The organism is Microbacterium sp. HJ5 (assembly GCF_054824025.1).
Window position 1 is genome coordinate 17,037 of record NZ_JSYE01000010.1, and the last position, 26,662, is coordinate 43,698.

Annotated in this window: 32 protein-coding genes; 14 read left to right on the plus strand and 18 right to left on the minus strand. The window is 71.2% G+C overall.

What is annotated here, in order from left to right; translation table 11 throughout:
• Nucleotides 1-5 precede the first annotated feature (5 nt).
• From OB08_RS04540 to OB08_RS04560, 5 genes are all read right to left on the minus strand, one after another.
• On the minus strand, nucleotides 6-983 hold the full coding sequence (locus OB08_RS04540) for a zinc-binding dehydrogenase (protein WP_461472565.1): 978 nt from the start codon (nucleotides 981-983) through the stop codon (nucleotides 6-8).
• A 106-nt stretch (nucleotides 984-1,089) separates the two neighbouring features.
• Nucleotides 1,090-1,590: an SRPBCC family protein gene (locus OB08_RS04545; protein WP_461472567.1), complete on the minus strand. Its 501-nt coding sequence runs from the start codon at nucleotides 1,588-1,590 to the stop codon at nucleotides 1,090-1,092.
• 5 nt (nucleotides 1,591-1,595) lie between these two features.
• Nucleotides 1,596-2,330, minus strand: coding sequence for a hemerythrin domain-containing protein (locus OB08_RS04550; protein WP_461472569.1), 735 nt, complete (start codon nucleotides 2,328-2,330; stop codon nucleotides 1,596-1,598).
• 105 nt (nucleotides 2,331-2,435) lie between these two features.
• Entirely contained in the window at nucleotides 2,436-3,407 is a 972-nt protein-coding gene (locus OB08_RS04555) for a squalene cyclase (protein ID WP_461472571.1), read from the minus strand.
• A 117-nt stretch (nucleotides 3,408-3,524) separates the two neighbouring features.
• On the minus strand, nucleotides 3,525-4,454 hold the full coding sequence (locus OB08_RS04560; RefSeq protein WP_461472573.1) for a LysR family transcriptional regulator: 930 nt from the start codon (nucleotides 4,452-4,454) through the stop codon (nucleotides 3,525-3,527).
• A 70-nt stretch (nucleotides 4,455-4,524) separates the two neighbouring features.
• Between OB08_RS04560 and OB08_RS04565 the strand changes: the two genes are divergently transcribed.
• The 4 genes from OB08_RS04565 (at nucleotide 4,525) to OB08_RS04580 (ending at nucleotide 8,577) form a co-directional block, all read left to right on the plus strand.
• Complete coding sequence (locus OB08_RS04565; RefSeq protein ID WP_461472575.1) at nucleotides 4,525-6,261, plus strand: L-aspartate oxidase; 1,737 nt, start codon at nucleotides 4,525-4,527, stop codon at nucleotides 6,259-6,261.
• A gap of 176 nt (nucleotides 6,262-6,437) precedes the next feature.
• A complete protein-coding gene (locus OB08_RS04570) occupies nucleotides 6,438-6,746 on the plus strand; it encodes a biopolymer transporter Tol (protein ID WP_461472577.1) in 309 nt (102 codons plus the stop codon).
• A gap of 48 nt (nucleotides 6,747-6,794) precedes the next feature.
• Nucleotides 6,795-8,168 (plus strand): pyridine nucleotide-disulfide oxidoreductase, encoded by a 1,374-nt coding sequence (locus OB08_RS04575; RefSeq protein WP_461472579.1) that lies wholly within the window; start codon nucleotides 6,795-6,797, stop codon nucleotides 8,166-8,168.
• A gap of 58 nt (nucleotides 8,169-8,226) precedes the next feature.
• A complete protein-coding gene (locus tag OB08_RS04580) occupies nucleotides 8,227-8,577 on the plus strand; it encodes a LysR family transcriptional regulator (protein ID WP_461472581.1) in 351 nt (116 codons plus the stop codon).
• A 23-nt stretch (nucleotides 8,578-8,600) separates the two neighbouring features.
• Here OB08_RS04580 and OB08_RS04585 read toward each other — a convergent pair whose 3' ends face one another.
• The 6 genes from OB08_RS04585 to OB08_RS04610 are packed head-to-tail and all read right to left on the minus strand — an operon-like array spanning nucleotide 8,601 to nucleotide 11,933.
• Nucleotides 8,601-9,170: an alpha/beta fold hydrolase gene (locus tag OB08_RS04585; protein ID WP_461472583.1), complete on the minus strand. Its 570-nt coding sequence runs from the start codon at nucleotides 9,168-9,170 to the stop codon at nucleotides 8,601-8,603.
• 22 nt (nucleotides 9,171-9,192) lie between these two features.
• Nucleotides 9,193-10,266 (minus strand): redox-regulated ATPase YchF, encoded by a 1,074-nt coding sequence (ychF, locus tag OB08_RS04590; protein ID WP_461472585.1) that lies wholly within the window; start codon nucleotides 10,264-10,266, stop codon nucleotides 9,193-9,195.
• A gap of 33 nt (nucleotides 10,267-10,299) precedes the next feature.
• A complete protein-coding gene (locus tag OB08_RS04595) occupies nucleotides 10,300-10,518 on the minus strand; it encodes an HAD family hydrolase (RefSeq protein WP_461472627.1) in 219 nt (72 codons plus the stop codon).
• A gap of 7 nt (nucleotides 10,519-10,525) precedes the next feature.
• A complete protein-coding gene (locus tag OB08_RS04600) occupies nucleotides 10,526-10,936 on the minus strand; it encodes a dihydrofolate reductase family protein (RefSeq protein ID WP_461472587.1) in 411 nt (136 codons plus the stop codon).
• Nucleotides 10,885-11,142 (minus strand): hypothetical protein, encoded by a 258-nt coding sequence (locus tag OB08_RS04605; protein ID WP_461472589.1) that lies wholly within the window; start codon nucleotides 11,140-11,142, stop codon nucleotides 10,885-10,887. The genes OB08_RS04600 and OB08_RS04605 overlap by 52 nt, the downstream gene beginning before the upstream one ends.
• A gap of 32 nt (nucleotides 11,143-11,174) precedes the next feature.
• Nucleotides 11,175-11,933, minus strand: coding sequence for a class I SAM-dependent methyltransferase (locus tag OB08_RS04610; protein WP_461472591.1), 759 nt, complete (start codon nucleotides 11,931-11,933; stop codon nucleotides 11,175-11,177).
• Between the two features lie 105 nt (nucleotides 11,934-12,038).
• Here OB08_RS04610 and OB08_RS04615 point away from each other — a divergent pair, with 105 nt between their 5' ends.
• A complete protein-coding gene (locus OB08_RS04615; RefSeq protein ID WP_461472593.1) occupies nucleotides 12,039-12,641 on the plus strand; it encodes an exonuclease domain-containing protein in 603 nt (200 codons plus the stop codon).
• A 94-nt stretch (nucleotides 12,642-12,735) separates the two neighbouring features.
• Nucleotides 12,736-14,088, plus strand: coding sequence for a DNA recombination protein RmuC (locus tag OB08_RS04620; RefSeq protein WP_461472595.1), 1,353 nt, complete (start codon nucleotides 12,736-12,738; stop codon nucleotides 14,086-14,088).
• Nucleotides 14,089-14,122: 34 nt separating this feature from the next.
• On the opposite strand, the gene OB08_RS04625 is transcribed toward OB08_RS04620, so the two are convergent.
• Entirely contained in the window at nucleotides 14,123-14,347 is a 225-nt protein-coding gene (locus OB08_RS04625) for a UDP-N-acetylmuramyl pentapeptide phosphotransferase (RefSeq protein ID WP_461472597.1), read from the minus strand.
• A 164-nt stretch (nucleotides 14,348-14,511) separates the two neighbouring features.
• A complete protein-coding gene (gene glpX, locus OB08_RS04630) occupies nucleotides 14,512-15,501 on the minus strand; it encodes a class II fructose-bisphosphatase (protein ID WP_461472599.1) in 990 nt (329 codons plus the stop codon).
• A gap of 190 nt (nucleotides 15,502-15,691) precedes the next feature.
• On the opposite strand from glpX, the gene fbaA reads away from it, so the two are divergent.
• The gene (gene fbaA / locus OB08_RS04635) at nucleotides 15,692-16,723 is read left to right on the plus strand and encodes a class II fructose-bisphosphate aldolase (RefSeq protein ID WP_461472601.1); all 1,032 of its coding nucleotides are present in this window, start codon (nucleotides 15,692-15,694) and stop codon (nucleotides 16,721-16,723) included.
• A gap of 84 nt (nucleotides 16,724-16,807) precedes the next feature.
• Here fbaA and OB08_RS04640 read toward each other — a convergent pair whose 3' ends face one another.
• The 4 genes from OB08_RS04640 to OB08_RS04655 form a co-directional block, all read right to left on the minus strand.
• Nucleotides 16,808-17,521 carry a zf-HC2 domain-containing protein gene (locus tag OB08_RS04640; protein ID WP_461472603.1) on the minus strand — a complete coding sequence of 238 codons (714 nt, stop codon included), beginning with the start codon at nucleotides 17,519-17,521 and terminating at the stop codon, nucleotides 16,808-16,810.
• Complete coding sequence (locus tag OB08_RS04645; protein WP_461472605.1) at nucleotides 17,518-18,045, minus strand: sigma-70 family RNA polymerase sigma factor; 528 nt, start codon at nucleotides 18,043-18,045, stop codon at nucleotides 17,518-17,520. Before OB08_RS04645 ends, OB08_RS04640 begins: the two co-directional genes overlap by 4 nt.
• Before the next feature lie 100 nt (nucleotides 18,046-18,145).
• Nucleotides 18,146-18,730 (minus strand): DUF6264 family protein, encoded by a 585-nt coding sequence (locus OB08_RS04650; protein WP_461472607.1) that lies wholly within the window; start codon nucleotides 18,728-18,730, stop codon nucleotides 18,146-18,148.
• Nucleotides 18,727-19,767 carry a 4-hydroxy-3-methylbut-2-enyl diphosphate reductase gene (locus tag OB08_RS04655; RefSeq protein ID WP_461472629.1) on the minus strand — a complete coding sequence of 347 codons (1,041 nt, stop codon included), beginning with the start codon at nucleotides 19,765-19,767 and terminating at the stop codon, nucleotides 18,727-18,729. Before OB08_RS04655 ends, OB08_RS04650 begins: the two co-directional genes overlap by 4 nt.
• A 105-nt stretch (nucleotides 19,768-19,872) precedes the next feature.
• Between OB08_RS04655 and xseA the strand changes: the two genes are divergently transcribed.
• The 7 genes from xseA to OB08_RS04690 are packed head-to-tail and all read left to right on the plus strand — an operon-like array spanning nucleotide 19,873 to nucleotide 26,374.
• On the plus strand, nucleotides 19,873-21,198 hold the full coding sequence (xseA, locus tag OB08_RS04660; protein ID WP_461472609.1) for an exodeoxyribonuclease VII large subunit: 1,326 nt from the start codon (nucleotides 19,873-19,875) through the stop codon (nucleotides 21,196-21,198).
• A 1-nt stretch (nucleotide 21,199) separates the two neighbouring features.
• Entirely contained in the window at nucleotides 21,200-21,448 is a 249-nt protein-coding gene (locus tag OB08_RS04665; protein ID WP_461472611.1) for an exodeoxyribonuclease VII small subunit, read from the plus strand.
• Nucleotides 21,448-22,083, plus strand: a complete 636-nt coding sequence (locus OB08_RS04670) for a DUF4245 family protein (protein ID WP_461472613.1) — start codon at nucleotides 21,448-21,450, stop codon at nucleotides 22,081-22,083. The genes OB08_RS04665 and OB08_RS04670 overlap by 1 nt, the downstream gene beginning before the upstream one ends.
• A 35-nt stretch (nucleotides 22,084-22,118) precedes the next feature.
• A complete protein-coding gene (locus OB08_RS04675; RefSeq protein ID WP_461472631.1) occupies nucleotides 22,119-22,733 on the plus strand; it encodes a carbonic anhydrase in 615 nt (204 codons plus the stop codon).
• Nucleotides 22,734-22,767: 34 nt separating this feature from the next.
• Complete coding sequence (locus OB08_RS04680; RefSeq protein WP_461472615.1) at nucleotides 22,768-24,162, plus strand: class II fumarate hydratase; 1,395 nt, start codon at nucleotides 22,768-22,770, stop codon at nucleotides 24,160-24,162.
• A gap of 47 nt (nucleotides 24,163-24,209) precedes the next feature.
• Nucleotides 24,210-25,721: a sensor histidine kinase gene (locus OB08_RS04685; RefSeq protein WP_461472617.1), complete on the plus strand. Its 1,512-nt coding sequence runs from the start codon at nucleotides 24,210-24,212 to the stop codon at nucleotides 25,719-25,721.
• Nucleotides 25,718-26,374, plus strand: a complete 657-nt coding sequence (locus OB08_RS04690) for a response regulator transcription factor (protein ID WP_461472619.1) — start codon at nucleotides 25,718-25,720, stop codon at nucleotides 26,372-26,374. Before OB08_RS04685 ends, OB08_RS04690 begins: the two co-directional genes overlap by 4 nt.
• A 79-nt stretch (nucleotides 26,375-26,453) precedes the next feature.
• Here the strand turns inward: OB08_RS04690 and OB08_RS04695 are convergent.
• The coding region (locus OB08_RS04695) for a hypothetical protein (RefSeq protein WP_461472621.1) at nucleotides 26,454-26,662 on the minus strand (209 nt) is incomplete at its 5' end.

The following is a 26,662-nucleotide window of genomic DNA, read 5'->3' on the forward strand; positions in this document are numbered from 1 at the left end:
CCGGGCTAGAACTCCAGGAGGACCTTGCCGGCGCGGCCGGCTGCCCCACTGGCGGTCACCGCGTCACGCGCCTGCTCGAACGGGAAGACCGCCTCGACGGGCAGCGACACCTCGCCGGAGCCGATCCGCTGGACGAGCTCGGCGAAGAGCGCGCCGCGGGTCGCGGCATCCATCGTCCTGCTGACGGTGCTGCCCCAGAAGCCCTTCACCGTCGCCTGCTTGAAGATCAGGTCACCGGCCGACAGCTGCAGCGTGCCGGACTGCATCGAGCCGAAAGACACCAGGGTGCCGCCCTCGCCGAGCAGTGACAGCAGGTCGCCGGCGGCGGAGCCGCCCACCGAGTCCACCGCCGCACGCGGGGCGTTCTCGCCGAGGATCCGCATGGCGCGCTCGCGCCAGTCCTCCGCCTCGGTCGAGACCACGTCGTCGATGCCCAGGGCGGCGAGATCGTCGACCCCGCCGTCTCGGCGCACCAGCCCCAGCACTCGCACTCCGCGAGCGGCGGCGAACTGCGCGAGGAGCCTGCCGACCGCCCCGTTCGCGGTGTTCTGCACGATCCAGTCGCCAGGCTGCACGTCGAGGAAGTCGAGCAGGCTGAGCGCGCTGAACGGCATGGAGATCAGCTGCGCGGCGGTCTCATCGCTCATCGCGTCGGGCACGGGGATCAGCGACGCCGCCTTCGCGACGAAGTACTCGCTCCACACGCCGAATGTGCCGCCCGTCGCGACGCGCCGGCCGACCGAGAGGGCGTCCACGCCCTCGCCCAGCGCGTCGACGACACCCACGGCCTCGGTTCCCGAGGCTGCGGGGAGCTCCGGCTTGTAGCCGTACGTGCCGCGGATCGTCCAGAGGTCGTGGTTGTGGATCGGGGCGAGCACCGTGCGCACGCGCACCTGTCCGGGGCCGGGCTCCGGCAGCGGCCGCTCCGCGACCTCGAGGACCTCGGCCGGATCGCCGAAGGTCGAGTGGATGAGTGCGCGCACGGTGGTGCTCCTTCGTGTTGCTCCGGCCGCGGGGATGTGCGGCCGCACGAGAGTACAGCCGGGCGCGGCGGCGGCGCATTCCCCGGGGCGCGCTCGGGGTGCACCCTTACGCCGATCTCGCCGCCCGCGGTTGGTCGAGCACTGAAGAGGAGCGGCCGACCGCTGACACCCGATCCTCCGCGTCGAGCAGCCGGGTGAGACCACGGAAGTCGCGCAGGAGGATCCACCTCCAAGCGAACCCGGGGATGAGGGCCGTCAGCGCCAGCCAACCCGCGATGTCCCCGCCGTAGTCCGCCCGCACGCGCGTGCCGCGACCCTCGGCGATGCACAGGTACTCGACCCGCGAGTTCCAGGGCGAGGTCGAATGCCACACGACCCGCCGCTCCGGCTCGATCGACTCGAGCACGTCGGCGAACCTCACGCGGAACGGACCGATCCGGTCGACAGCCCACCAGCGGCTGCCCACCTCGGCCGTGCCCTCTCCGATCCGCTGCCGGAACGCGACCGCGGGCGCGAACTCCGGCCATCGCCCAGGATCGGCGAGATACGGGAAGACCCGCTCCACCGGGTGCGGCAGCCGGGTGTCGAGCACGACGCGCTTCCACATCGTCGTCACACCATCGCGGGGACCGGACGGTCGGGGTACAGATCGCGCATCGCCTTGTCGTACCGGCGCTTGAGCAGCAGCGCGTACAGGACGCGGATCGGCGCGGGGATGTTCGCCCGCATCCACTCCTGCCGCTCGTCCTCGGGAACGCTCGCGATCAGCAGCCCCGCCTGCAACGCCATGATGTCCTTGCCGAGCTCCTTGCGGTGGGCGGACAGGGTCGCACGCGTGTGCTCCTCCATCCAGTCCCATTCCTGCTGGGAGAGCACCGCACCGGCGACCGGCATGATCGCGTCCTCTTCGTGCCCGAGGTGCGCCGAGAGCGTGTCTCGGAGCGTCTCGATGTCCCGCGCGAGGGCGTCGCCCCGCGCGGGATCGGCGGTGGCGACCCATCCCGGCAGCTGCGGTTCGATGACCGCGAGCTGGCGCGCCACCTCGGCGTGCTGCGCCTTCATCTGGTCGACGTGCCACGCACATCCGGGATCGCGCGTGGTGAGCCGGTCCCACAGCGCCGTGTCCTCGGTCTCGTGGTGCATGTGCAGCGCGAAGAAGTCCAGATGCGCGTACCTGCCCACGATCGCCGAGCGTTTGGTGTCACCGGGAGAGACCTCGCGGATGAGCATGGGAAGCTCGCGGTAGAGCCAGCGGAAGATCCGGTGCACGAGGATGAGACCCGACGTGTCGCAGCCGGCCTCCTGACCCTCGGGCATCGCTCCGGACGACGGCAGCTTGATGACCATGGCGCACTCCCAGGTGTGATCCCGGCCACCCGGACTCCCCGTCGCCGCTGGCACGGACAGCCGAACGATACACCCGGAGACCGGGTCAGCACAGCACCCCCGTCGCTACCCCCTCGCGACATCCCACCACTCGAGCACCCTCACACCCATGACCGTGAGCCACTTCGACGGCTGGCCCTCCGGGACGTCGACGTCGAACCACGTGCGTCCCGCGAGGGGGGTGGTCTGCAGCCACGTGCCGTCGGGCTGCCGGGCCGAGCGCACGAGCTCGATCGCGTCGGCGAGGCGGGGATCGGGTGCGGCGCCGTCGTGCAGCGCGGCCGCGCGGAAGTAGTCGAGCGCGAACAGCGCGCTGTAGCGGTGGCGGTTGGGGTAGACGAAGCGCTCGACGAACTCGCCCACCTTCTCACCCGTCGACGCACGGAAGAGCAGGCGCCGATCGAGCAGGTACTGCTCTCCGCGGTGACGCGCGGCGCGCAGGCTCGTGTCGCCGGTGAGCTGCTCGTACTGCAGCATCCCGCGGAGGGCGTTGAGCGTCGAGTGGAAGGACGACCGCGTCGAGTCGCCCTCCTCGGCTTCGCAGTTCCACCCGCCGTCGGCCAGCTGGTGCGCCGGGAACCATGCGGCGAGCGCTGAGACGTCGGCGCCGAGCCAGGCGCCGGTCGCGAGCGTATAGGAGTTGATGCAGACATCGATCTCGCCGCCCCAGTACGGCAGGTCGTCGTAGTCCCACCGGCTGTTCGCATCGAGCCTCGCGGCCGTGTCGCCGAGGGCCGAGGCATCCGCTCCCCATTCGCGGAGGTCTCGCAGCGCCCACGTCGTGGCGACCCACGGCTGCCCGGGCTGATCCGGCTCGTCGCCGTCGAAGAAGCCGGCGGGGAAGAACGAGCCGCCCGCCCACTGCCCGTCGGCGTCCTGCCGCGCGAGCAGCGCCGCACCGAAGCCCTCGGACGTGACTCGAGCCCTCGTCGCCTGCCATTGCGCCGGCGGGGCGCCGGTCACATCGCGCTCCACCTGCCAGCGCAGGGCGGGGTCGGAGTCGAGCAACCAGTCGTCCAGCGGCATGTCGATCGGCATGCCAGCACCGTAGCCGCCGCCTGCGACACCGCCCGCGACGCATCCTCTCTGGCACCCGCGCGGGTGCGGGCGTCACGAGCCCAGACAGGACAGCTCGCCGATCTGTGACACATCCGGTCAGATCGCTGCGACCCGCATCGTCGCGGACTGGGCGGCGGCGAGTTCGGCTGCCGTGCGCCCGATCGTCGCCTCCATCACCTCGACCGCGGCTGTCGGCGACATGCCTGCCACGCGGGCGATGCTGATCGAGCGCGTGAGGGTCGGCTCGACCAGGCGGAGTGCGCGCAGGGCGGGCCGCTGGACGAGGACCATCGCCGGCACGACCGCGACGCCGATCCCGCGCTCGACGAAGCGGATCACGGCGTCCATCTCGGCGCCCTCGACGACGACGTGGGGCGTCAGTCCGGCCGACCGGAACGCGGCATCCGTCGTCCGTCTCAGGTCGTACGAGGATGCGAACACGACCTGCGGCAGGTCGGCGAGGTCGGCGAGTCGGATGCTGTCGCCCGGCGCGACGGCCGGCGAAGCGCTCGACGAGATGACGACGAGCTCCTCGACGAGCAGCGGTGCGACGGTGAACCGCTCGGCCGACGCCGTGTCGGACGTCGTCACCAGCGCGAGGTCGAGCTCGCCGGCCGCCAGCTCGTCGAGCAGCCGGCGCGAGCCGTGCTCCGAGATGTGGAGCTCGACCGCGGGGTGCGCCGCGTGGAAGGCGCTCAACACCTCGGCGACGAGGCTCACGCAGAGCGTCGGAGTGGTGCCGAGCCGCACCCGGCCGCGGCGGAGCCCGGCGAGCTCATCGATCTCGCGGCGCACCGTGTCGGCATCCGCCAGCATGCGACGCGCCAGCGGAAGGAGCGACTGCCCGGCTGTCGTGAGCGTGCTGCCGCCGCGCGCACGGTTGAAGAGCTCCGCTCCGAGGTCATGCTCGAGCAGCGCGATCTGACGGCTCAGCGATGGCTGGGCGAGATGGAGCTCGGACGCGGCGCGCGTGAAGTTTCCGAGCCTGGCCACCGCGACGAACGAGCGGAGCTGGTCGAGATTCATAGCAAAAGACTATCGTCGGCACTCGAAATGCTCATTGGAGTTATCGAGGTGCCGTGCCTACCGTGGAACCATGACCACTTCAGAGCGCCAGCTCTCCACGACCGTCCTCGTGATCGGAACGGGCGGTTCGGGCCTCCGTGCCGCCATCGAACTCGCCGAAGCGGGCGTCGACGTGCTCGCGCTCGGCAAGCGTCCCAAGACGGACGCGCACACCTCCCTCGCGGCCGGCGGCATCAACGCCGCGCTCGGCACCATGGACGAGGACGACACCTGGCAGCAGCACGCCGCCGACACGCTCAAGGAGAGCTATCTGCTCGCGAACCCCGAGACCGTGCAGATCGTCACGCAGGGCGCGGCCCGCGGCATCGAGGACCTCGAGCGGTACGGCATGCCGTTCGCCCGCGAGCACGACGGACGCATCTCGCAGCGCTTCTTCGGCGCGCACACCTTCCGCCGGACCGCGTTCGCCGGCGATTACACCGGGCTCGAGATCCAGCGCACGCTCATCAACCGGGCCACCCAGCTCGACGTGCCCATCCTCGACACCGTCTACGTCACGAGGATCCTCGTGAACGACGACGGCGGTGTGTTCGGCGCGTACGGCTTCGACCTCGAGGACGGCACCCGATACCTGATCCACGCGGATGCCGTCATCCTCGCCGCGGGCGGCCACAACCGCATCTGGCGCCGCACGTCGTCGCGGCGCGACGAGAACACCGGCGACTCGTTCCGGCTCGCCGTCGAGGCCGGCGGCCGGCTGCGCGACCCCGAGCTCGTGCAGTTCCACCCGAGCGGCATCATCGAGCCGGAGAGCGCTGCGGGAACCCTCGTCTCCGAGGCGGCGCGCGGCGAGGGAGGCATCCTGCGCAACGGCCTCGGCGAGCGGTTCATGCACCGCTACGACCCCGAGCGCCTCGAGCTGTCCACCCGCGACCGGGTGGCGCTCGCCTGCTACACCGAGATCAAGGAGGGTCGCGGCACGCCGAACGGCGGGGTTTGGCTGGACGTGTCGCACCTGCCGCGAGAGACGATCATGACGCGCCTCCCCCGCGTGTACCAGACGATGCTCGAGCTGCAGATGCTCGACATCACCAAGGAGCCGATCGAGATCGCGCCGACCGCGCACTACTCGATGGGCGGCGTGTGGGTGCGCTCGTCCGACCACGGCACGGACGTGCCCGGCCTCTATGCGATCGGCGAGGCCTCGTCGGGCCTGCACGGCGCGAACCGTCTCGGCGGCAACTCGCTGATCGAGCTGCTCGTGTTCGGGCGGATCGTCGGCCGGGCGGCTGCTTCCTACGCGAGGTCGCTGCCGGCTCAGGTGCGCTCGGCGGACGCCGTGGCCACCGCGCGCGGTGAGCTCGACGCACTCCTCGCGTCCGACGGCCAGGAGAACGTCCGCGCGCTGCAGCGGGCGATCCGCGACACCATGACCGAGCATGCCGGAGTAGTCCGTTCGGAGGAAGGGCTGCTCGCCGGCCTCGCCGAGCTCGATGCGATCGAGACCCGTATGGCGGACATCGGCGTGCACCCCGACATCGCCGGATTCCACGACCTCGCGCACGCGTTCGACCTCAAGTCGGCGGCGCTGGCCGCCCGCGCGACCCTCGAGGCCGCGCTCGAGCGTCGCGAGACCCGCGGATGCCACAACCGCAGCGACTACCCGGACACCGACCCCGGCCTCCAGGTGAACCTCGTGTGGTCTCCGCGCACGGGCGTGGTGCGCGAGCCGATCCCCGCGATCCCCGACGAGATCGCGGAGCTCATGCGCGAGGAGATCTCGGTCGTCGGCAAGCTCGTCGAGTAGGCGATGCGGGGCGCTCGATGGGGCATCCTGTCCGACCCTCGCCCTACTCTCGAGCCATGCGCTGCGTCGCCCTCACCGTGCACCGCGGAGGGACGATCGATCCGGGACTGCCGACCTTCGTCCGGCTGGCCGCGCGCTTCGCGTCTTGACGGCGTGCGCGGAGTACCGTGCTGTCCGTGGACGAGACCGACGACGACCGCTGGCTCGTCGTGCACGGCCGTCGCTGGCGGCGCACCGATCCGCGCCTGCCCGATGACATCGTCGAGGCGCTGACGTCGCATCTCGGTCGCGGACGGTCCGCGGTGCGCGTCGGCAAGAAGAACGAGGATCCGGATGCCGTCGCCCACGCCCGGCACCGGGTGAACCTCGCCAAGCACGGCCTCGGCGAGCGCGGCGAACCGTGGTGGGACCTCGGCATCGACGCACGCCTCGCGCGCGCGCACGAGGCGCTGGACCAGCTCGACGCGCTGGATCGTGCGGACTGACGGCGCCGGCGCATTGACGGGGCCTGCGGCGACTGCTCTCATGGGCGCATGGAGTCGATCCTCGATGTCGACTATCTCGTCGTCGGAGCCGGGGCGATGGGGATGGCGTTCGTCGACGCGCTCATCGCGACCGACGCGGACGCATCGGTCGCGATCGTCGATCGCCGCGACGCCGCGGGCGGACACTGGCTCGATGCGTACGGGTTCGTCCGGCTGCATCAGGCCTCCGCGTTCTACGGCGTGGCATCGACGCTCCTCGGTGACGGTCGGCTGCAGACCGACGGCCCCGAGCGGGGCCTGCACGAGCGGGCCGGCGCTGCGGCGGTGTGCGCGTATTACGACCATGTGCTCCGGCGACTGGTCGCCACCGACCGCGTGGTCTTCCACGGACTGAGCGAGTACCTCGGCGACCGGCGGGTCGTGTCGCTGCTGAGCGGCGGGCGCCTCCACGCACCCCGCGCGCGCGTCGTGGACGCCCGGTACCTGTCGCCCGACATCCCCGCGCTCACTCCTCCGCCCTTCCAGGTCGAGGACGGTGCGCGTGTCGTCGCGGTGAACGAACTCGTTCGCCTGGCATGGGCGCCCGGGCACGTCGTCATCGTCGGAGCGGGCAAGACGGCCACCGACACCTGCGTCTGGCTGCTCCTCCAGGGCGTCCTGCCGGATGCCATCACGTGGGTCCGCCCGCGTGATCCGTGGCTGCTCAACCGCGCCGTGGTGCAGCCCGACCCGGCGATCTTCCTCGGCATGGCCGCCGACACCATGGCGGCGGCCGCCGCCGGTTCTGATCCGGACGACGTGTTCCTGCGCCTCGAGGACGCCGGCATCATGCTGCGCATCGACCCCGCGGTGACGCCCACGATGGCCAAGACGCCCACGCTCGCCATGTGGGAGCTCGACCTGGTGCGCACCGTGGACCACGTGATCCGCCGTGGACACCTGCGCTCGGTCGCTCCCGGGCGCCTCCGGTTCGCCGACGGTGACGTACGGGTGCCGGAAGGGGCTCTGGTCGTGCACTGCGCCGCCGAGGGCCTCAAGTACCCGGGGCTCCGGCCGATCTGGTCGCGGGAGGCGATCACCCCGCAGCCGGTGCGCGTCGGATTCCCCTGCTTCGGCGCTGCGCTCGCCGGTCATGTCGAGGCGACCCGCGCGGACGATGCGGAGAAGAATCGCATGTGCCGCCCGTCGCCGTACTCCGACACGACGGCGGACTGGGCGACCATGCAGGTCATCGGCGGCGATGCGTCGCTCGCGATGACGAACGAGTCCGACCTGCGCGCGTGGGCCAACGAGACGACGCTCAATCCCGCACGGGTGCCCGCCGAGCGTGCGGACGACCCCGCCGTCGTCGCGGCCAAGGCACGACTGAAGGAGAACATCGCGCCGGGGCGGGCTCGCCTGCTGGAGCTGGCCGGCCGGTGAGCCGGCGAGGGACGGATACCCTGGAGCGCGCGACCACGCGCCCGCCCGGGAGGCCCTCGTGAACATCACTCAGCTCCAGCGATTCGTCGCCGTCGTCGATGCCGGCCTCCATGTGCCGCGCGCCGCCGAGGCGCTCGGCATCCCACTCGCCTCGCTCCATTCGTCGATCGACAGGCTCGAGGCCGACACGGGGCATCCGCTGTTCACGCGCAGCAGAGGCGGCTGGACTCTCACGCCCGCGGGCTCGCTGCTGCTCGACGAGGCGCGGCGGCGGATCTCCGCCGCGCCCGCCCCGGCGGCCAAGCCCGTCGTTCCGGCGGGCGGCAAGGCCAAGGCGTCGAAGGGAAAGGGCCGTGCGCCGGCGGTCAAGGGGCAGCCCAAGCCGTACAAGAAGCGTCAAGGGCGATGACGCAGGGCACCGAGAGGGGTGGGTCAGTCCCAGTCGAGGTACTCCTCGACGGCCACCGCGGTGTCGAACACGTGGGTCAGCGGGAAGAGGTGACCCGCTCCGTCGAGCGTCTTGAGACTGGCGCGCTCGGGCGCGGTCGCCTGCAGCGCGACCCCGTTCGCGGCGTCGTTCATCTGGTCGTCCGCGCCCTGGACGATGAGCACGGGGATCGCCGGCGCGAGCGCGATGTCCTCGTCCTCCACGCCCAGGAGCAGCAGGCCGTTCGCGCGGTCGTGATGATCCGCCACGATCGTACGGGCGACGGTTCCGCCGAACCCGTGTCCGCCGATCCAGGTGTGGTCGAAACCGAGGCTGTCGATGACGGCGATGACGTCGGCGGCGCGGTCGGCGAGCGACAGCGGGTCGCCGCCGGGGCGATATCCGATGCGGACGACGTGGAAGCCCGCCTCCTCGGCGAGGTAGTGCGCGACGACGGCGAGCGCGTCGCGACCCTCACCGGGCTCGGGGATCAGCACGAGCTTGACCGGGCCGTCGCCCTCGTCGACGAAGGGGATCGCGCGGCCGTCGGGCTCGAAGATCTGGGTGTCGGTCATGACGCTGGGATTCCTCTCGCGCTCAGACGTTGAAGCGGAACTCGACGACGTCGCCGTCCTGCATGACGTAGTCCTTGCCCTCGAGGCGCGCCTTTCCCTTGGAGCGCGCCTCGACGACCGAGCCGGTCGCCACGAGATCGTCGAACGAGATGACCTCGGCCTTGATGAAGCCCTTCTCGAAGTCGGTGTGGATCACGCCGGCCGCCTGCGGCGCCTTCCATCCCTTGCCGATCGTCCACGCCCGGGCCTCCTTCGGACCCGCCGTGAGGTAGGTCTGCAGGCCGAGGGTGTCGAAGCCGATGCGCGCGAGCTGGTCCAGGCCCGACTCGTCCTGCCCGGTGGAGGCGAGCAGCTCCGCGGCGTCCTCGGGGTCGAGGTCGATCAGCTCGGACTCGATCTTGGCATCGAGGAAAACCGCCTTGGCGGGGGCGACGAGGGCTTCGAGCGCCGCCCTGCGCGAGGCATCCGTCAGCACCGCCTCGTCGACGTTGAAGACGAAGATGAAGGGCTTCGCCGTCAGGAGACCGAGCTCCTTGATCGGCGAGAGGTCGATGCCCGAGGCCGACAGCAGCTCTCCGCGCTGCAGCGCGTCGCGCGCCTCGACGGCCGCGGCGAGCACCGAAGGGTCGAGCTTCTTGCCCTTGACCTCCTTCTCGTACCGCGTGATCGCCTTCTCGAGCGTCTCGAGGTCGGCGAGCTGCAGCTCGGCGTTGATCGTCTCCATGTCGTTCTGCGGGTTCACCGCGCCCTCGACGTGCACGACGTCGTCGTCGGCGAAGCCGCGGACCACCTGCGCGATGGCGTCGGCCTCGCGGATGTTCGCGAGGAACTTGTTGCCCAGCCCCTCACCTTCGGATGCGCCGCGCACGATGCCGGCGATGTCGACGAACGAGACCGCCGCGGGCAGGATGCGCTCGCTGTGGAAGATCTCCGCGAGCGTGTCGAGGCGCGGGTCGGGAAGGTTCACGACCCCGACGTTCGGCTCGATCGTCGCGAACGGGTAGTTCGCCGCGAGAACCTGGTTCTTGGTCAGGGCGTTGAAGAGGGTGGACTTGCCGACGTTGGGCAGTCCGACGATTCCGATGGTGAGAGCCACGGGCGTCAAGTCTACGTGGGGGCGGCCGCCCTCTCAGAGCAGGGGAACCAGGCCGCGCAGATCGGGCACGACGTGATGGGGATCGGATGCCGCGTCCCCGCCGTGGCGATCGACCCACACCGCCGTGAGCCCCGCGTTGCGTGCTCCGCCGACGTCGGCGAGCTGGTTGTCGCCGACGTGGACCGCGACCGTGGCCGGCTTGCCCCGCTGCAGCGATCGTCGCGCAGCAGCGTGCCGTCGAGATCGAAGCAGACGGCCTTCACCGCGTCCTCGCCGCGGCGTCGACGCGCCACCTCATGAGGACGTTCCCCGAGTCCTCCCAGGCGTGCGTGCCGAGCAGCTTGAGCGCCACGGGCGGCCGGGCGTCGAACAGCGGCACGCCGGATCCTGCGATCAGCGGGAAGGTCACGAGATGCAGCTCGTCGACGAGCCCCGCGTGCATGAGGTCGTTCCACAGCACCCGCCCGAGCAGGATCAGGATGCCGCCGCCCTCCGCGGCCTTGAGCGCGGCGATCTCGCGCCGCGCGTCGGCGATGCGCACGATGCGCACATTGTCGTACGGTGCGAGGTCCTCGGCCGTGATGGTGTCCGACACCACGAGCTTCTCGACCCCGAGGATCAGCTCGGCGAACTCGCGGCGGATCGGGGTCGCGGCCGGATCGACCCGCACGCCCGTCCAGTAGCCCAGGTTGCCGAGCGCCGACCCGAGAGCACGAGCGTGCTCGAGTCCCGCAGCAGTCCGGTCGTGTAGTGGTCGAAGCTGTCGGCGCCGTGATAGTCGGGATGCTGGTGCTCGAAGAACGATGCGATGTCATGGTCGTCGTCTTCGTACCTGCCGTCGACGGTGACGAAGTTGCAGACCGTGAGCGTGCGCATCCGGTCACGCTAACCCGGTCCGCGCGTGCGCGCTATGCCCGGATGCCGCGGAAGGCCTCGGTCCGGTACGGCAGCTCCACCACCGGGAGACCGTCGTCGTTCTGACGGCTCGCCCCGTCGAAGAGTGCGGCGATCTCGGTCATGACGCGCTCCCGCTCGCCGGGCTCGGCGGTGATGACGTAACTGCGCGAGGCGACCATGTCGAGGAGGGCGTTCCTGGTCATCGTGCGCGTCCAGCCCCACGTCCGCTTCTCCAGCGGACCGAACGGCGCAGCCACGGTCGGACCGCCGTCGGCGATCATCTGCTCGGCGCTGCTCGGATGCATGATCGCAGTGAGACCCCGCACGAACGCGTCGGATTCGTCGCGCACGTTCCAGATCAGCCCCAGCACCCCGCCGGAGCGCACCACGCGACCGCACTCGGCGGCCGCGACGGGCGGATCCACCCAGTGCCACGCCTGGCCGAGCAGCAGCGCGTCGACGGAGGCGTCGGGCAGCGGCATCCGCTCCGCCGTTCCGACAAAGGTGGGGACGCCGTGCACGTTCTCGCGCAGGGAGGCCAGCATGCCGGCGTCGGGGTCGATCGCGACGACGTCGGCACCGCTCTCGACGATCGCACGCGTGAGCTTGCCCGTGCCGGCGCCGACGTCGGCCACGCGCAGCGCGCGCCCTTCGCGGCGGACCGGCTCGAGCATCCATTCGACGGCGGCGCCCGGGTACTCGGGCCTGCCCGACTCGTATGCGCCGGCGGCTGCGCCGAACGACCGGGACATCTCCTCGCGGCTGGACATGCTCCGAGCCTAGGACCGCGGCGGCGCGGGCGTCTCGCGCCCCGATGCGACGCGTCCGCGGCGCGCCTGCTCGCGGTGCCTGTGGCTCCGGGTGAATCTGTGCACGTGGCATTGGACTTCACCGCGATCGACTTCGAGACGGCGAACTCCAGCAACGCGTCCGCGTGCGCGGTGGGCATGGTGAAGGTGCGCGGCGGCGAGGTCGTGGCGCAGACGGGATGGCTGATCCAGCCTCCGGCCGGCCATGACCGGTTCTTCGAGCTGAACACCCGCATCCACGGCATCGTCGCGGCCGACGTCATCGGCGCGGCGACCTGGACGGGCCAGCTCGCCGCGATGGACGCCTTCATCGGCGGCGACGTGCTGGTGGCCCACAACGCGGGATTCGACATGGCGGTCATCAAGCGCGCGTGCGAGGCGACCGGCGACGAGTGCCCGCCGTACCGCTACGCGTGCAGCCTGCAGGTGGCGCGAAGGGTGTACCAGCTCGAGTCGTACCGTCTGCCCTTCGTCGCCGCCGAGGCCGGCTTCGCCGAGTTCGCCCATCACAACGCCACGGCCGACGCCCTCGCGTGCGCGCACGTGATGATCGACGCCGCGCGTCGCGTCGCCGCGGACGACATCGGCCTGCTCGCCGAGTACTGCGGCGTGAAGGTCTCGCAGATCGCCGTGACCGAGGCGCCCGCGGTCTCGTTCGCGGTCGCCTGAGGCACCCGCGCCCGCGCGCTGTTGCTGCTGCGCCGGTCTGCCGGCTCGGCGCTCCCGGGGCCTCGATGTCGGCGGCACCCGTCACCATGAACCCATGGACGCAGTTCTCATCTCGGTGATCGCCCTGGCCGCCCTCCTGGTCGGCGCCCTCGCCGGTTTCACCGCGGGGCTCGCCCGCGCAGCAGCGCGCGCCGCGCGCGAGCAGGCCGAGCTCCGCTCCCGGCTCGCCGCCGAGACGGCCACGCGGCACGGCGTACAGGCGCAGCTCGACCACCAGCAGGTGCTCTACCGCGAGCTCGCCGCGCAGGCGCGTCTCGACCAGGCCTCCCGCGAAGAGCGCGAGCGCCGCGAGCAGTCGGTGCTGCGCGCCCTCGCGCCGGTGCACGAGACGCTGACCGCCATGCAGGCCAAGGTGGGCGAACTCGAGCGCGACCGGCACACGCAGTTCGGCACGCTCGCCGAGCAGCTCCGCCGGGCGCACGAGTCCGACGAGGCGCTGCGGGCGACGACCGAGTCGCTCGCGAGCGCTCTGCGATCCGGATCCACCCGCGGCGTGTGGGGCGAGACGCAGCTGCGGCGCGTCGTGGAGGCGGCCGGACTCACGCGATACGTCGACTTCGACCTGCAGACATCGATCCGATCAGATGCCGGTGCCGGCCGCCCCGACATGGTGATCCGCCTCCCCGGCGAGAAGGCGATCGCCGTCGATGCCAAGGTTCCGCTCGACGCCTACCTGGAGGCCAGCGCGATCCCGCTGACCGCGCAGGGCGCCGACGCGGCCCGTCGGCGCAGCCTGCTCGACAAGCACGTACGCGCCGTCCGCGCGCACGTCGACGCGCTCGCCAAGAAGGCGTACTGGTCGGGTCTGCCGTCCAGCCCCGAGTTCGTGGTCTGCTTCGTGCCGAGCGAGTCGCTCCTCGCGGCGGCGCTCGAAGAAGACCCGTCACTGCTCGACTATGCGTTCGGCAAGCGCGTCGCGCTCGCCTCCCCCGTCAACCTGTGGGCGGTGCTGAAGACGGTCGCCTACGCCTGGACGCAGCAGGATGTCGCAGCCGAGGCGCGCACGCTCTTCGACCTCGGCAACCAGCTCTACGAACGCCTGGGCTCCCTCGCCGGCCACGCCGACGATCTGCGCCGCGCCATCGAGCGGACCGTCGACAGCTACAACCGCTTCGCCGGCTCGCTCGAGTCCCGCGTGCTCGTGAGCGCCCGACGCTTCCCGGGCATCGACGCCACCAAGCTCGATGCGGTGAACGCGCCCGCCACGATCGAGAAGGCGCCTCGGCGGCTCACTGCACCGGAGTTCCTCGACGAGACGCTGAGCCTCGATGGCGCACGGGCGTCCGCGTCGGAGCCGAGCCCCGGCGGCGCGGGCACGGCGAGCGACGCGCACACGGCGACCGCCGACCTCGGCGAGCTGCGCTCGCGGATCGCACCCGCCGATTGACGGCACGAAGCTCGAGCGCCGCCGAAACGAAAGCTCAGGCGCCGCCGGGGACGAAGCTCAGGAGAGCGATGACCGCGGCGGAAACGCCGACGAATGCGCCCACCATCCACCACGCGCTGATCTCGTGGCCCTCGTCGCGCCGGACGCGCAGCAGGACGTCAGGGCGACGCGCCGGATCGGCGGTGTTGGCGACGACCGCGTTGGCGACGACGGCATGCGCGCCAGTCTGCGGCGACGAACCGCCGAGCTGTCCGGACATCGAAACTCCCTCGCATCAGAGAACACGAGTCGCCGTCGACCCGCGTCCGATTCTGCCAGAGATCGACTCGCGACGAGTCACGATCGAGTCACAACAACCTCACGAGTCACAGGAGTCACACGAGTCGCCAATGTGGCGCGACCCCTTGACAAGACCTCGGCGCGCTACAGCCACTTCGACACGAGGTGCTCCGACGAGATGCGGCGCAGCGTCCCCGACGCTCCGCGCAGCACGACGCTCTCGGTGTACAGGTAGCCCCCTTCACGACGAACGCCGGCGACGAGCTGGCCGTCGGTCACGCCCGTCGCCACGAAGATCGTGTTGCTCCCCTTCACGAGATCATCGGCCTCGTAGACGTGGTCGTCGAGGCGGAGTCCCGCGTCGATGCCCCGCTGCTTCTCGTCGTCGTCGCGCGCCCACAGGCGCCCCTGGATGTGTCCGCCGAGCGCCTTGATCGCGCACGCGGTCACGATGCCCTCCGGGCTCCCGCCGATGCCGACGCACATGTCTGTCCGCGCGTTGTGGCGCGCGGCGTTGATGCCGCCGGCGACGTCGCCGTCGCTCATGAGGCGCGTCCCCGCGCCGGCCGCGCGGATGTCCTCGATGAGCTGGTCGTGGCGCGGACGATGCAGCACCGAGACGACGATCTCGTCGACGGGCTTCCCGAGCGCCTTGGCCAGCCTGCGGATGTTCTCGCCGATCGGCAGGCGGATGTCGACGACGCCGACGCCGGCGGGACCGGTCACGAGCTTGTCCATGTAGAACACGCTCGACGCATCGAGCATGGTCCCCTGTTCGGAGACCGCGATCACCGAGAGCGCGTTGTTGCGCCCCGCGGCCGTCAGGGACGTCCCGTCGATGGGATCCACCGCGACATCGGCCTTCGGCCCTCGGCCGCTGCCCACCTTCTCGCCGTTGTACAGCATGGGCGCTTCGTCCTTCTCGCCCTCGCCGATGACGATCGTGCCGTCGAAGTTCACTGTGGTGAAGAACGCGCGCATCGCATCGACGGCCGCCCCGTCCGCCTCCTCCTTCGCACCTCGGCCGATGAAGGGGACGGCGCGGATCGCGGCGGCCTCGGTGGCGCGCACGAGTTCGAGTGCGAGGTTGCGATCGGGGTGGAGCGGGCTCATGTCAGCGGTCAGACTCACCATGGGGCCAGCGTAGCCAGCATGCCCTCGCAATCCGCAGAGTTTACGGCCCGCGAGCACGAAGGAAACGCGATTCTTTCCCAGAGACTCAGAACACCGCACACCACCAGTCACGCAGGCCGCCGGCATCCGCTCTCCGCACCCGCCGGCGCTAAAGTCGAGAGGGAAGCCCCCAGAGACGCAAGGAGCACTCATGCCCGTCGCCACCCCCGAGCAGTACGCCGACATGCTGGACCGCGCGAAGGCCGGTGGCTTCGCGTATCCCGCGATCAACGCCGCCAGCTCGCAGTCGGTCAACGCTGTCCTCCAGGGCCTGACCGAAGCCGGCTCGGACGGCATCCTGCAGGTCACCACGGGTGGCGCCGACTACTTCGCCGGCCACACCGTCAAGGCCCGCGCGACCGGCGCCCTCGCCTTCGCCGCCTACGTGCACGAGGTCGCCAAGAGCTACCCCATCACGGTGGCCCTGCACACCGACCACTGCCCGAAGCCCGCGCTCGAGGACTTCGTGCTCCCGCTCATCAAGGCGTCCGAGCAGGTCGTCGCCGACGGCGGCAACCCCATCTTCCAGTCGCACATGTGGGACGGCTCGGCCGTGCCGCTCGCCGAGAACATCGAGATCGCGCAGCAGATCCTCCCCCGCATGAAGGCGATCAACGCGATCCTCGAGGTCGAGATCGGCGTCGTAGGCGGCGAGGAGGACGGCGTGCAGCACGAGGGCTCGAACGACGCCCTCTACACGACCACCGCCGACGTCTCCCAGGTGGTCGAGGCTCTCGGCCTCGGCGACCAGGGCCGCTGGATCGCCGCGCTCACGTTCGGCAACGTCCACGGCGTCTACAAGCCGGGCAACGTCAAGCTCAAGCCCGAGCTCCTCGGCGAGATCCAGGAGGGCATCGCGGCGAAGTTCGGGACCGGCCCCAAGCCCCTCGACCTGGTCTTCCACGGCGGCAGCGGGTCGACCGACGCCGAGATCGCCCAGGCCGTCGCCAACGGCGTCGTGAAGATGAACATCGACACCGACACCCAGTACGCCTTCACGCGCTCGGTCGCCGGGTTCATGTTCACCAACTACGACGGCGTGCTGAAGGTCGACGGCGAGGTGGGCAACAAGAAGGCCTACGACCCGCGCGCGTGGGGCAAGCTCGCCGAGTCGGCGATGGCCGCCCGAGTCGTCGAGGCCACCCAGCAGCTCGGCTCGGCCGGCAAGAGCCTCGGCGCCTGAGCACCGGCGCACACGCAGAGCGGATGCCTCGGCCCGCCCCCTCGCGGGCAGGGCCGAGGCATCCGTCGTCCGAGCCGTCCCGGCTCACTCCGTCGACGGGGCGACCTCCGTGCGCAGCAGCACCTTTCCCGAGCGGACCGAGCGGATCTCGACCGCCGCGATCTCGTCGGCGTCGAGCGACGTGCCGGCACTGAGGCGCGCGGTCGATCCCGGGTAGGCCCGCCAGCTCGACACCTCGCTCGTCGTGCCGTCGACCCCGGTCACGACGAGGGCGTACGGCCAGCCCTCGTCCGAGCCGTCCCCCGTCGCGGGCTCGGTGTAGCGGCAGATCATCTCGATGCGGGTGCCCCACGCGGCGTCGGACAGCTCGACGGTGGCGGTGATGGGCAGATCGGCCAGAGGCTCGAGCGCCACCACCTGGATGCCGCGCAGCGCCGGTGCGATGGCGGTCGTCACCGCGAGCACGACCGCGACGACGAGGACGGCGGCGGCGGCCAGCCCTCCCGCCCACCATCCCCGCCGGCGGCGCCGGGACTCTCGGGCGCCGAGCTCGACGATGCGAGCCCGGCGCGAGGCATCCGGTCCCTCGCCCTGGACGGAGCCCGCGAGCATCGACTGCGCGCGGTCGGCGCGGACGCGCGCGAGCAGCCCGAGGGTCGGCGCGATGTCGGCGAGGGCGGCGCGGCACGGTTCGCACGTCGCGAGGTGCTCCTCGAAGGCGCGCCGGTCTCCGGGGCTGAGCGATCCGAGGACGTAGGCGGCGTCCCATTCCGCGAAGTGCGCGTGATCGGGATTCATCGCGTCACCCCCTTCTCCTGGAGTGCGAGGCGCAGAGCACGCAGCCCGTAGTGCAGGCGCGACTTGACGGTTCCCTCGGGGATCTCCAGCTCATCCGCCATCTCGGCGATCGTCAGCGCCCCGAAGTACGCGCGGATCACGACGGCGCGGTGATCGGCCGACAGCGCGGCGAGCGCCTCCTCGATGAGGATCGCCTCGAACAGCGCGTCCGTCGCGTCGGCGGTCACGCGGTCGGGCACTTCGGCCACGCCGACCTCACGGCGTCGCCGCGCACTGCGGACGTCGTCGATGACGAGGTGCCGGGCGACCGTGAACATCCACGACCGCGTGCTCTCGGGATCCTGCTCGAGGATGCGCGGGGTGCGCCACGCGCGCAGCAGCGTCTCCTGCACGATGTCGTCAGCGCCGGCGCGATCACCCGTGAGGTGCACGACGTATCGCCAGATGGGCGCCGCGTGCGCGTCGTAGAGGGCGGCCAGACGCTCGGCGTCGGTCGTCGTGCGATCGACTCGATCGCGGGGCATCGCGCACCTCCCGCTGGACACACGAGGCGCAGGCCCCGCGAGTTCACGTGAACGCTCTCGGTGTCCCGAGTATGGCGCTCATCCGCCCGCCGCGGCGAGATCAGCGGATGCTGTCGACCAGCGCCTGCCAGACGGCGGGGTCGTTCGCGAGCGGCACGAGCATGAGCATCGCCGAGGCGAAGGTGAACACGACACCGCCGACGATCGGGATCCAGAACGACAGGCGACCGCGGCGCATGCTCATCCAGGACACGGCGGCGGTGAGCAGCCAGCCGACGGCCAGCACGATCGCGGCGGCGATGCCCCATGGCCGGCCCGCCGCGGGGTCGGAGAGGGTGGCGTCCACGCCCAAGAGGTCGAACATCGTCTGGGCGTAGGCCGAGAAGTCGACGAGCGCCGGGAAGGAGGAGACGACGTTGACGAGACCGTAGGCCAGAAGCGCGAACGTGACGATGCGGTCGATCGCGCGGGGGCGGGGCGCCGCGGCCGTCCCCGCGCGCGCGGGAGCGGGGACCGCCGGCGCCGCCGCGGCGGCCGCGGACTCGACGACGGGAGCCGGCTCGTACACGAGAGCGGCATCGGGCTGCTTGATGCGCGCCCGCTGCTCCTCGGGCGTGGCGTACTCACCGAACTGCGGCCGGGGGCGCGGGTCGGGCGCCCCCGGAGCGCCGCCTGCGTCGGTCACGCGCGGCTCCGGCCACCGAGGGCGCGCTCGTCGCGCTTGCCCGCGGCATCCGTCCGCAATTCCTTCGGCAGCGAGAACTGGAGGTCCTCCTCGGCGGTGCGGACCTCCTCGACGTCGCGGTACCCGGCGCCGGCGAGGTCTTCGAGCACCTGCTGCACGAGCACGTCCGGCACCGACGCGCCGCTCGTCACGCCCACCGTCTCGACGCCCTCGAGCCAGGCCTGCTCGACCTCATCGGCGTAGTCCACGCGGTACGCGGCCTTGGCGCCGTACTCGAGCGCGACCTCGACCAGGCGCACGCTGTTGGAGGAGTTCGCCGAGCCGACGACGATGACGAGGTCGGCGTCCCTGGCGACCTTCTTGATCGCCACCTGCCGGTTCTGCGTCGCGTAGCAGATGTCGTCCGAAGGCGGGTCCTGCAGCTGCGGGAACCGCTCGCGCAGGCGGCGGACGGTCTCCATGGTCTCGTCGACCGACAGCGTCGTCTGCGACAGCCACACGACCTTGGACGGATCCTTGACCTCGATGCGGTCGGCCTCGTCGGGCGAGTTCACGATCGTGACGTGATCGGGCGCCTCGCCCGCCGTGCCCTCGACCTCTTCGTGACCCTCGTGGCCGATGAGCAGGATCTCGAAGTCGTCGCGCGCGAACCGCACCGCCTCGCGGTGCACCTTCGTGACGAGGGGGCAGGTCGCGTCGATGGCGAGCAGACCCCGATCGGATGCCGCGTTCACGACCGCCGGCGACACCCCGTGCGCGCTGAACACGACGTGAGCGCCCTCGGGCACCTCGTCGACCTCCTCGACGAAGATCGCCCCCTTGGCCTCGAGCTCGGTCACGACGTGGATGTTGTGGACGATCTGCTTGCGCACGTACACGGGTGCGCCGTAGCGTTCGAGCGCCTTCTCGACGGCGATCACCGCGCGGTCGACGCCCGCGCAGTAGCCGCGGGGCGAGGCCAGCAGCACCCGCTTCTGTCCCTGCACGGGGATATCCTGGAGGCGTTCGCGCCGCCGCGGGACGCGGGGAACGGGCATGCTCACAGGACTGCTTCCCAAGGTGCTGGTGCTCACCCCTCGATTCTACGGGCGGCCCCTGTGCGCGGGCCGAGCAGGCACCCCACCGGCGCACGAGAGGACCGCATGACGACCTTCCAGCCCGAGCCCGTCGCGGGCGAGGCGCCGCCGCCCGACTCGGTGCGCCCGAAGGACTCGACTCCGCAGGCTCCGACGTCGGTGTCGCGGCTCAACGAGACGATCCGCGGCTTCATCCAGACGTGGGGCTCGGTCTGGGTCGAGGGCGAGATCACGTCGTGGAACCTCCGCGGCGGGAACGTCTTCGGAAGGCTCAAGGACAACGGGGCCGACGCGACGATCTCGTTCCGCATCTGGTCGTCCACGCGCGAGCGCCTGCCCGCCGACCTGAAGGTCGGCGACCACGTCATCGTGTGCGTCAAGGCGGACTTCTTCGCCAAGTCCGGCGACTTCACCTTCAGTGTGTCGGCGATGCGCCACGTCGGGCTCGGCGATCAGCTGGAGCGCCTCGAGAGGCTGCGCGCGCAGCTGCGCGCCGAGGGCCTGTTCGATCCCGCGCGCCGCAAGCCGCTCCCCTTCCTGCCGCAGACCATCGGCCTCATCACGGGCGAGAACTCGGATGCCGAGAAGGACGTCCACCGCAACGCCGAGCTGCGCTGGCCGCAGGTGCGCTTCCGCACGAAGTACGCCGCCTCGCAGGGCGAGCGCTGCGTGCCCGAGACGATCGCGGCGCTCAAGGCCCTCGACGCCGCGCCCGACGTCGACGTCATCATCATCGCGCGCGGCGGCGGCGACCCCCAGACCCTCCTCGGGTTCAGCGACGAGCGGCTCCTCCGGGCGGTCGCCGCGGCATCCACCCCCGTGGTGAGCGCCATCGGCCACGAGAACGACCGTCCCCTCCTCGACGACGTGGCCGATCTGCGCGCCTCGACGCCGACCGATGCCGCCAAGCGCGTCGTGCCGGATGTCGCGGAGCAGCGCGCACTCGTCGCCCAGCTGCGGGCGCGGCTGACGTCACGCCTCACGCAGCGCGTGACCCACGACATCGCGCAGCTCGAGCAGCTGCGGTCGCGCCCCGCGCTGCGCGCACCGGAGGCGATGGTCGCCTCGCGCGCGCAGGAGGTGGAGCTGCTCGCCGCGCGAGGACGCGACCGCGTCGAGCGCGCGCTCGAGGCCCACGCCCGCCGCACCGCCGAGCTGCGGGCGACGCTGCGCGCGCTGTCCCCCGCGTCGACCCTCGCGCGCGGGTATGCCATCGCCCACCTCGCCGACGGGACCATCGTGCGCGACGCCGCCCAGGCGCCGTCGTCGACCCCGGTCGTCGTCACCGTCGGACGCGGGTCCTTCGCCGCGCTCTCGGAGGGTGAGATCGCCGAATCCACGGGCCTCGGCGCCGAGCCCGCGCCCGCAGGCGACGCCCCGGCGCCGAACTAAGATGGAGACCATGACCGAGTCGAGCGGAGCCGCGTCCGACGTCGCCACCCTCTCGTTCGAGCAGGCCCGCGACGAGCTCGTGCGCGTCGTGGCCGAGCTCGAGCAGGGCGCCCCGACCCTCGAGCACTCGCTCGCGCTCTGGGAGCGCGGCGAGGCCCTCGCGGCACGCTGCGACGAGTGGCTCCTGGGCGCCAAGCGACGCCTCGACGCCGCACGCTCTTCCGCTCAGTCCACGGCGGAGGGGGCGTGATGGCGAAGTCCCCCCGCATCGTCGCCGAACTCGGCCGCCCCGAGACGCCCGACGAGACGGCCGCGCGCAAGGCCGAGTCGTCGAAGGTGCACCGCGAGAGCCAGAACACCCGCAACCTCATCGCCGCGCTCATCGTCATCGTCGCGGTCGTGATCGTCATCGTCTTCGCCGTGCCCCGCGGTCAGCCGCCGGCACGCGAGCCCATCGACGTGGCCGCCGTCGCCGCCGGCTACGAGGCGGCCGAGGGCCGACCGCTCATCGCCCCCGACGCCCCATCCGACTGGACGGTCAACGCCGCGACGATCGAGGGCGACGGCCCACGCGCGTGGACGATCGTCTATGCCGACGAGACGTGGTTCCTGCGTGTCGCCCAGGGGTTCGACGCCGACCCCGGCTGGCCGGCGCGCATGATCGCCGGCGCGAGCCCCGACGGCACGCTCTCCGTCGGCGGCGTGACGTGGGAACGATACGCGATCGACGACCCGTCACGGGCGGGCAACATCTCTGTCGCCCTGTCCACGCAGGCCGCCGGCGACACGATCCTCATCTACGGCAAGGCAGACGAGGCGATCCTCGAGGAGGCCGCGGCCGCGGTCGCGCCCGAGGTGCGCGAGCTGCAGAAGGAGACAGAGTGAGCGAGCACCCGTCCCCCCGCAAGGTGTGGCACGAGATGCAGCGCGGCAATGCGCGCTTCGTCGCGGGCGAACCGCGCCACCCCCGGCAGGACGTCGAGCGACGCCACGACCTCGCCGCCGGACAGCGACCGCGCGCGGCCCTCTTCGGCTGTTCCGATTCGCGCCTCGCGGCCGAGATCATCTTCGACAAGGGCCTCGGCGATCTGTTCGTGGTCCGCAACGCCGGTCAGGTGATCTCGGACTCGGTCGTCGGCAGTCTCGAGTACGCCGTCGCCGTCCTCGAGGTGCCGCTCATCGTCGTGCTGGGCCACGACGAGTGCGGTGCGGTGGGTGCGGCGATCGACAGTACGAAAGCGGATGCCCCGTCCCTGCCCGCCCACATCTGGCGGCAGATCGCGCCCATCGTCCCCGCTGTCCGTCGCGTCGTGCGGCAGAGCACCGTCGACGGCGTGCCCCCGGTGACGATCGACCCCGAGCAGGTCGGCCGGGAGCACCTGCGCGACACCGTGGGCGAACTGCTCCACTCGTCCGAGCTGATCAGCGACGCCGTGGCCGAGGGCCGCCTCGCGATCGTCGGCGCGAACTACCGGCTGGCCGAAGGCACGGCAATCCCCGACATCCTCGTCGGCGACGTGGCCGACGAATCCTGACACTCTTCACTCGCACCAACGGAGGAACGACGAAGTGACCGACACCGAATACCGCATCGAGCACGACACCATGGGTGAGGTGCGCGTCCCGAAGGACGCCCTGTACGCCGCGCAGACCCAGCGCGCCGTCGAGAACTTCCCCATCTCGGGCGACCCGCTCGAGCCCGCTCAGATCGTGGCGCTCGCCCGGATCAAGAAGGCCGCCGCGCTGGCCAACAAGGAGCTCGGCACGCTCGACGGCGCCGTCGCCGATGCGATCGCCCGGGCCGCCGACCGCATCATCGGCGGGGAGTTCGCCGATCAGTTCCCCATCGACGTCTACCAGACCGGCAGCGGCACGTCGTCGAACATGAACATGAACGAGGTGCTCGCGACCCTCGCGACGCAGGACCTCGGGCAGACCGTGCACCCGAACGACCACGTCAACGCCTCGCAGTCGTCGAACGACGTGTTCCCCACCTCGGTGCACATCGCCGTCACCCAGGAGCTCATCGACGACCTCATCCCCGCCCTCGACCACCTCGCCGTCGCCCTCGAGGCCAAGGCCGAGGCATGGAGCAGCGTGGTCAAGTCCGGTCGCACGCACCTGATGGACGCCACCCCGGTCACCCTCGGCCAGGAGTTCGGCGGCTACGCGCGGCAGATGCGCCTCGGCATCGAGCGTGTGCAGGCCGTCCTCCCCCGCGTCGCCGAGGTGCCGCTCGGCGGCACGGCCGTCGGCACCGGCATCAACACCCCGCTCGGCTTCCCGCAGAAGGTCATCGAGCTCATCGTCTCCGACACCGAGCTGCCGATCACCGAGGCGAAGGACCATTTCGAGGCCCAGGCGAACCGTGACGGGCTGGTCGAGGCATCCGGCGCCCTGCGCACGGTCGCCGTGTCGCTGACCAAGATCAACAACGACATCCGGTGGATGGGATCCGGCCCCAACACGGGCCTCGGAGAACTCCACATCCCCGACCTGCAGCCCGGATCGTCGATCATGCCGGGCAAGGTGAACCCGGTCGTGCCCGAGGCGACCCTCATGGTGTGCGCGCGGGTCATCGGCAACGACGCGACCGTGGCGTGGGCGGGCGCATCCGGTTCGTTCGAGCTCAACGTCGCGATCCCGGTCATGGGCACCGCCGTGCTCGAGTCGATCAGCCTGCTCGCCAATGCGGCGCGCCTGCTCGCCGACAAGACCATCGACGGGCTCGAGGCGAATGTCGCGCGCGCGGCCGCCTACGCCGGCATGTCGCCGTCGATCGTGACGCCGCTCAACAAGCTCATCGGCTACGAGGCTGCGGCGAAGATCGCCAAGCACTCGGTCGCCAACGGCATCACGGTGCGCGAAGCCGTCATCGACCTGGGGTACGTCGAGCGCGGCGAGCTGACGCTGGAGCAGCTCGACGAGAAGCTCGACCTCCTGTCGATGACGCACCCGGGCTGATCTTCCGTCCCGTGCCGCGGAAGGCCGCGGAGCGCGATAATCAGGGGGTGACCCCCTCGACTCCCCGGCCGATCCCGGCCCGCGTGAGGATCCTCGCCGCGATCCTCGCCGTGGCGTGCGTGGGTCTCGCCGTCGTCGGGAGCGTCACGTTCCTCGTGCAGCGCGAACGCGTCGTCGACGAAGTCGGTCAGCGGCTGAAGATGCAGATCTCGACCCTGCAGACCGTCGCCGCACCGGCCGAGGAGCCCGCCGCGACCGAGGGCGGAGCGACGACGGCGAGCGAGGCGATCGACATCCGGGAGTTCCGCGACGTCGAGGACTTCCTGTACGCGGCCGTCTCGCGGCTCGTGCCGGGCAGGAACGAGGCATCCGTCGCCATCATCGACGGAGCGGCGCGGTTCAAGCCCGCGACGCTGTCGGGATTCGACATCTCCCAGGACCAGGAGCTCATCGATCGCGTCGTGGAGGAGACCGCGGCCGGCGGCATGAAGATGGGCACCGCCGTGACCGACGAGGGGTCGCTCCGCTACATCGCGATCCCGGTCCGGATGGACGGCGACGACCGTGCGGGCGTGTACGTGCGGGCCGTCAACCTGGGCGACGAGCTCGAGCCCGTGACCGCGGCGATGGCGACGTACGTGATCGCGGCGCTCGTCGTGCTCGCGGCCATCGGCGTCGTGGGCTGGTTCGTCACCGGCCGGCTCCTCTCGCCGATCCGCCACATGCGCGAGACCGCCGATGCCATCACGATCACCGACCTCTCGGCACGCCTCGACACGCAGGGCAACGACGACATCTCCGACCTGTCGCGCACCGTGAACTCCATGCTCGACCGCATCGAGGGCTCGGTCGACGTGCAGCGCCAGCTGCTCGACGACGTGCGCCACGAGCTCAAGACCCCGATCACGATCGTGCGCGGTCACCTCGAGCTGATGGATCCGGGCGACGCGGGCGACGCGGCATCCGCCCGCGAGATCGGCATCGCCGAACTCGACCGGCTCGCGCGGCTCGTCGAGGACATCGACCTGCTCGCCGCGGCGGAGGGCGACTCGTACCTCATGGGTGACGTCGACCTCGCGGCGCTCACGGCGCGCGTCGGCGAGCTCGTGGCGGTGATCCCCGGCCACACCTGGATCGTGGAGAGCGAAGCAGAGGGCATCGTGCACGGCGACCAGGACCGGCTGCTGCAGGCGTGGCTGCAGCTCGCCGACAACGCCGCGAAGTACACGCCATCGGGATCGCCGATCGAGATCGGCAGCTCGTTCGATGCCGACGGCGGCCTTGTGTGGGTGCGCGACCACGGCCCGGGCATCCCGCCGGCCGCCCGCCACCGCATCTTCCGACGCTTCGATCGCGCGCAGGGCAAGCGCACCGTCGGCGGCTCCGGCCTCGGCCTCGCGATCGTCGACGCGATCGCGAAGGGCCACCGCGGCTCCTGCACAGTGAGCGACACCCCCGGGGGCGGCGCAACGTTCACGATCCATGTTCCGCCCACCGCTGCCGAGCTTCCGGCACCCGTGCGCGCGGGCGACGTCCTTCAGCGGGAGACATCGGCATGACCAGGATCCTGATCGTCGAGGACGAGCCGCGCATCGCCTCGTTCGTGAGCCGCGGTCTCGAAGCGGCCGGCTACGAGACCGTGCTCGTGGAGGACGGCGCCGAAGCCCTCGCCGTCGCCTTGCGCGGTGACGCCGACCTCGTTCTCCTCGACGTCGGCCTTCCGACGATGGACGGCTTCGAGGTGCTGCGCGAACTGCGCGCCCGGGGTTCGGTGGTTCCGGTCATCATGCTGACGGCACGCTCCAGCACGCGCGACACCGTCGAGGGACTGGATGCCGGAGCCAACGACTACATGCCGAAGCCGTTCACCTTCGAGGAGCTGCTCGCCCGCGTCCGCTCGCGGCTGCGCGAGTCCACTCCGCAGGTCGGGGTGGCGGTCTCCCACGGCGATGTGATGCTCGACATCCTCGCCCGCCGGGCCACCGTCGGCGGGCGCGACGTGGACCTGTCGGCACGCGAGTTCGCCCTCGCCGAGCAGTTCCTGCGCAACCCCGGTCGCGTGCTCAGCCGCGAGCTGCTGCTCAGCCGCGTGTGGGGTCTGGACTTCGACCCCGGCTCGAACGTCGTCGACGTGTACGTCCGCTACCTGCGGGGCAAGCTCGGCCCCGACCACATCATCACGGTGCGCGGCGCCGGCTACCGCTGGGAATGATCTCGCCTGCACGAAGAAGCCCCCGGCGCTGGGGGACGCCGGGGGCTGGGAAGGGCCGGATTGGGGGATCCGGCCATCATCAATCGCGTCGTTCTGGGGAGTCGCGCGATCGATCCTTCTTCGCGCCGAGGCCGGGCTTCGTCGACCGGTTCTCAGCGTTCGCGCCCGCGTGCGCGGGGCGCTGGGAGGAGGAGCCGGCGGCGGCCGGCTTCTCCTTCGACTTCTTCGACCCGTCGTCGGAGACGGTGCCCCGGCGGTCGGAATCGGTGCCTGTGGTGGACTGCGTGC

What these genes read in the sequence shown, in the direction of transcription:
- OB08_RS04545 (WP_461472567.1), bottom strand. Translation starts at nt 1,590, where the DNA reads ATGTGGAAGCGCGTCGTGCTCGACACCCGGCTGCCGCACCCGGTGGAG.
- OB08_RS04550 (WP_461472569.1), bottom strand. Translation starts at nt 2,330, where the DNA reads ATGGTCATCAAGCTGCCGTCGTCCGGAGCGATGCCCGAGGGTCAGGAG.
- OB08_RS04555 (WP_461472571.1), bottom strand. Translation starts at nt 3,407, where the DNA reads ATGCCGATCGACATGCCGCTGGACGACTGGTTGCTCGACTCCGACCCC.
- OB08_RS04560 (WP_461472573.1), bottom strand. Translation starts at nt 4,454, where the DNA reads ATGAATCTCGACCAGCTCCGCTCGTTCGTCGCGGTGGCCAGGCTCGGA.
- OB08_RS04565 (WP_461472575.1), top strand. Translation starts at nt 4,525, where the DNA reads ATGACCACTTCAGAGCGCCAGCTCTCCACGACCGTCCTCGTGATCGGA.
- OB08_RS04575 (WP_461472579.1), top strand. Translation starts at nt 6,795, where the DNA reads ATGGAGTCGATCCTCGATGTCGACTATCTCGTCGTCGGAGCCGGGGCG.
- OB08_RS04585 (WP_461472583.1), bottom strand. Translation starts at nt 9,170, where the DNA reads ATGACCGACACCCAGATCTTCGAGCCCGACGGCCGCGCGATCCCCTTC.
- OB08_RS04605 (WP_461472589.1), bottom strand. Translation starts at nt 11,142, where the DNA reads ATGCGCACGCTCACGGTCTGCAACTTCGTCACCGTCGACGGCAGGTAC.
- OB08_RS04610 (WP_461472591.1), bottom strand. Translation starts at nt 11,933, where the DNA reads ATGTCCAGCCGCGAGGAGATGTCCCGGTCGTTCGGCGCAGCCGCCGGC.
- OB08_RS04620 (WP_461472595.1), top strand. Translation starts at nt 12,736, where the DNA reads ATGGACGCAGTTCTCATCTCGGTGATCGCCCTGGCCGCCCTCCTGGTC.
- OB08_RS04625 (WP_461472597.1), bottom strand. Translation starts at nt 14,347, where the DNA reads ATGTCCGGACAGCTCGGCGGTTCGTCGCCGCAGACTGGCGCGCATGCC.
- glpX (WP_461472599.1), bottom strand. Translation starts at nt 15,501, where the DNA reads ATGGTGAGTCTGACCGCTGACATGAGCCCGCTCCACCCCGATCGCAAC.
- fbaA (WP_461472601.1), top strand. Translation starts at nt 15,692, where the DNA reads ATGCCCGTCGCCACCCCCGAGCAGTACGCCGACATGCTGGACCGCGCG.
- OB08_RS04640 (WP_461472603.1), bottom strand. Translation starts at nt 17,521, where the DNA reads ATGAATCCCGATCACGCGCACTTCGCGGAATGGGACGCCGCCTACGTC.
- OB08_RS04645 (WP_461472605.1), bottom strand. Translation starts at nt 18,045, where the DNA reads ATGCCCCGCGATCGAGTCGATCGCACGACGACCGACGCCGAGCGTCTG.
- OB08_RS04655 (WP_461472629.1), bottom strand. Translation starts at nt 19,767, where the DNA reads ATGCCCGTTCCCCGCGTCCCGCGGCGGCGCGAACGCCTCCAGGATATC.
- xseA (WP_461472609.1), top strand. Translation starts at nt 19,873, where the DNA reads ATGACGACCTTCCAGCCCGAGCCCGTCGCGGGCGAGGCGCCGCCGCCC.
- OB08_RS04665 (WP_461472611.1), top strand. Translation starts at nt 21,200, where the DNA reads ATGGAGACCATGACCGAGTCGAGCGGAGCCGCGTCCGACGTCGCCACC.
- OB08_RS04670 (WP_461472613.1), top strand. Translation starts at nt 21,448, where the DNA reads ATGGCGAAGTCCCCCCGCATCGTCGCCGAACTCGGCCGCCCCGAGACG.
- OB08_RS04675 (WP_461472631.1), top strand. Translation starts at nt 22,119, where the DNA reads ATGCAGCGCGGCAATGCGCGCTTCGTCGCGGGCGAACCGCGCCACCCC.
- OB08_RS04690 (WP_461472619.1), top strand. Translation starts at nt 25,718, where the DNA reads ATGACCAGGATCCTGATCGTCGAGGACGAGCCGCGCATCGCCTCGTTC.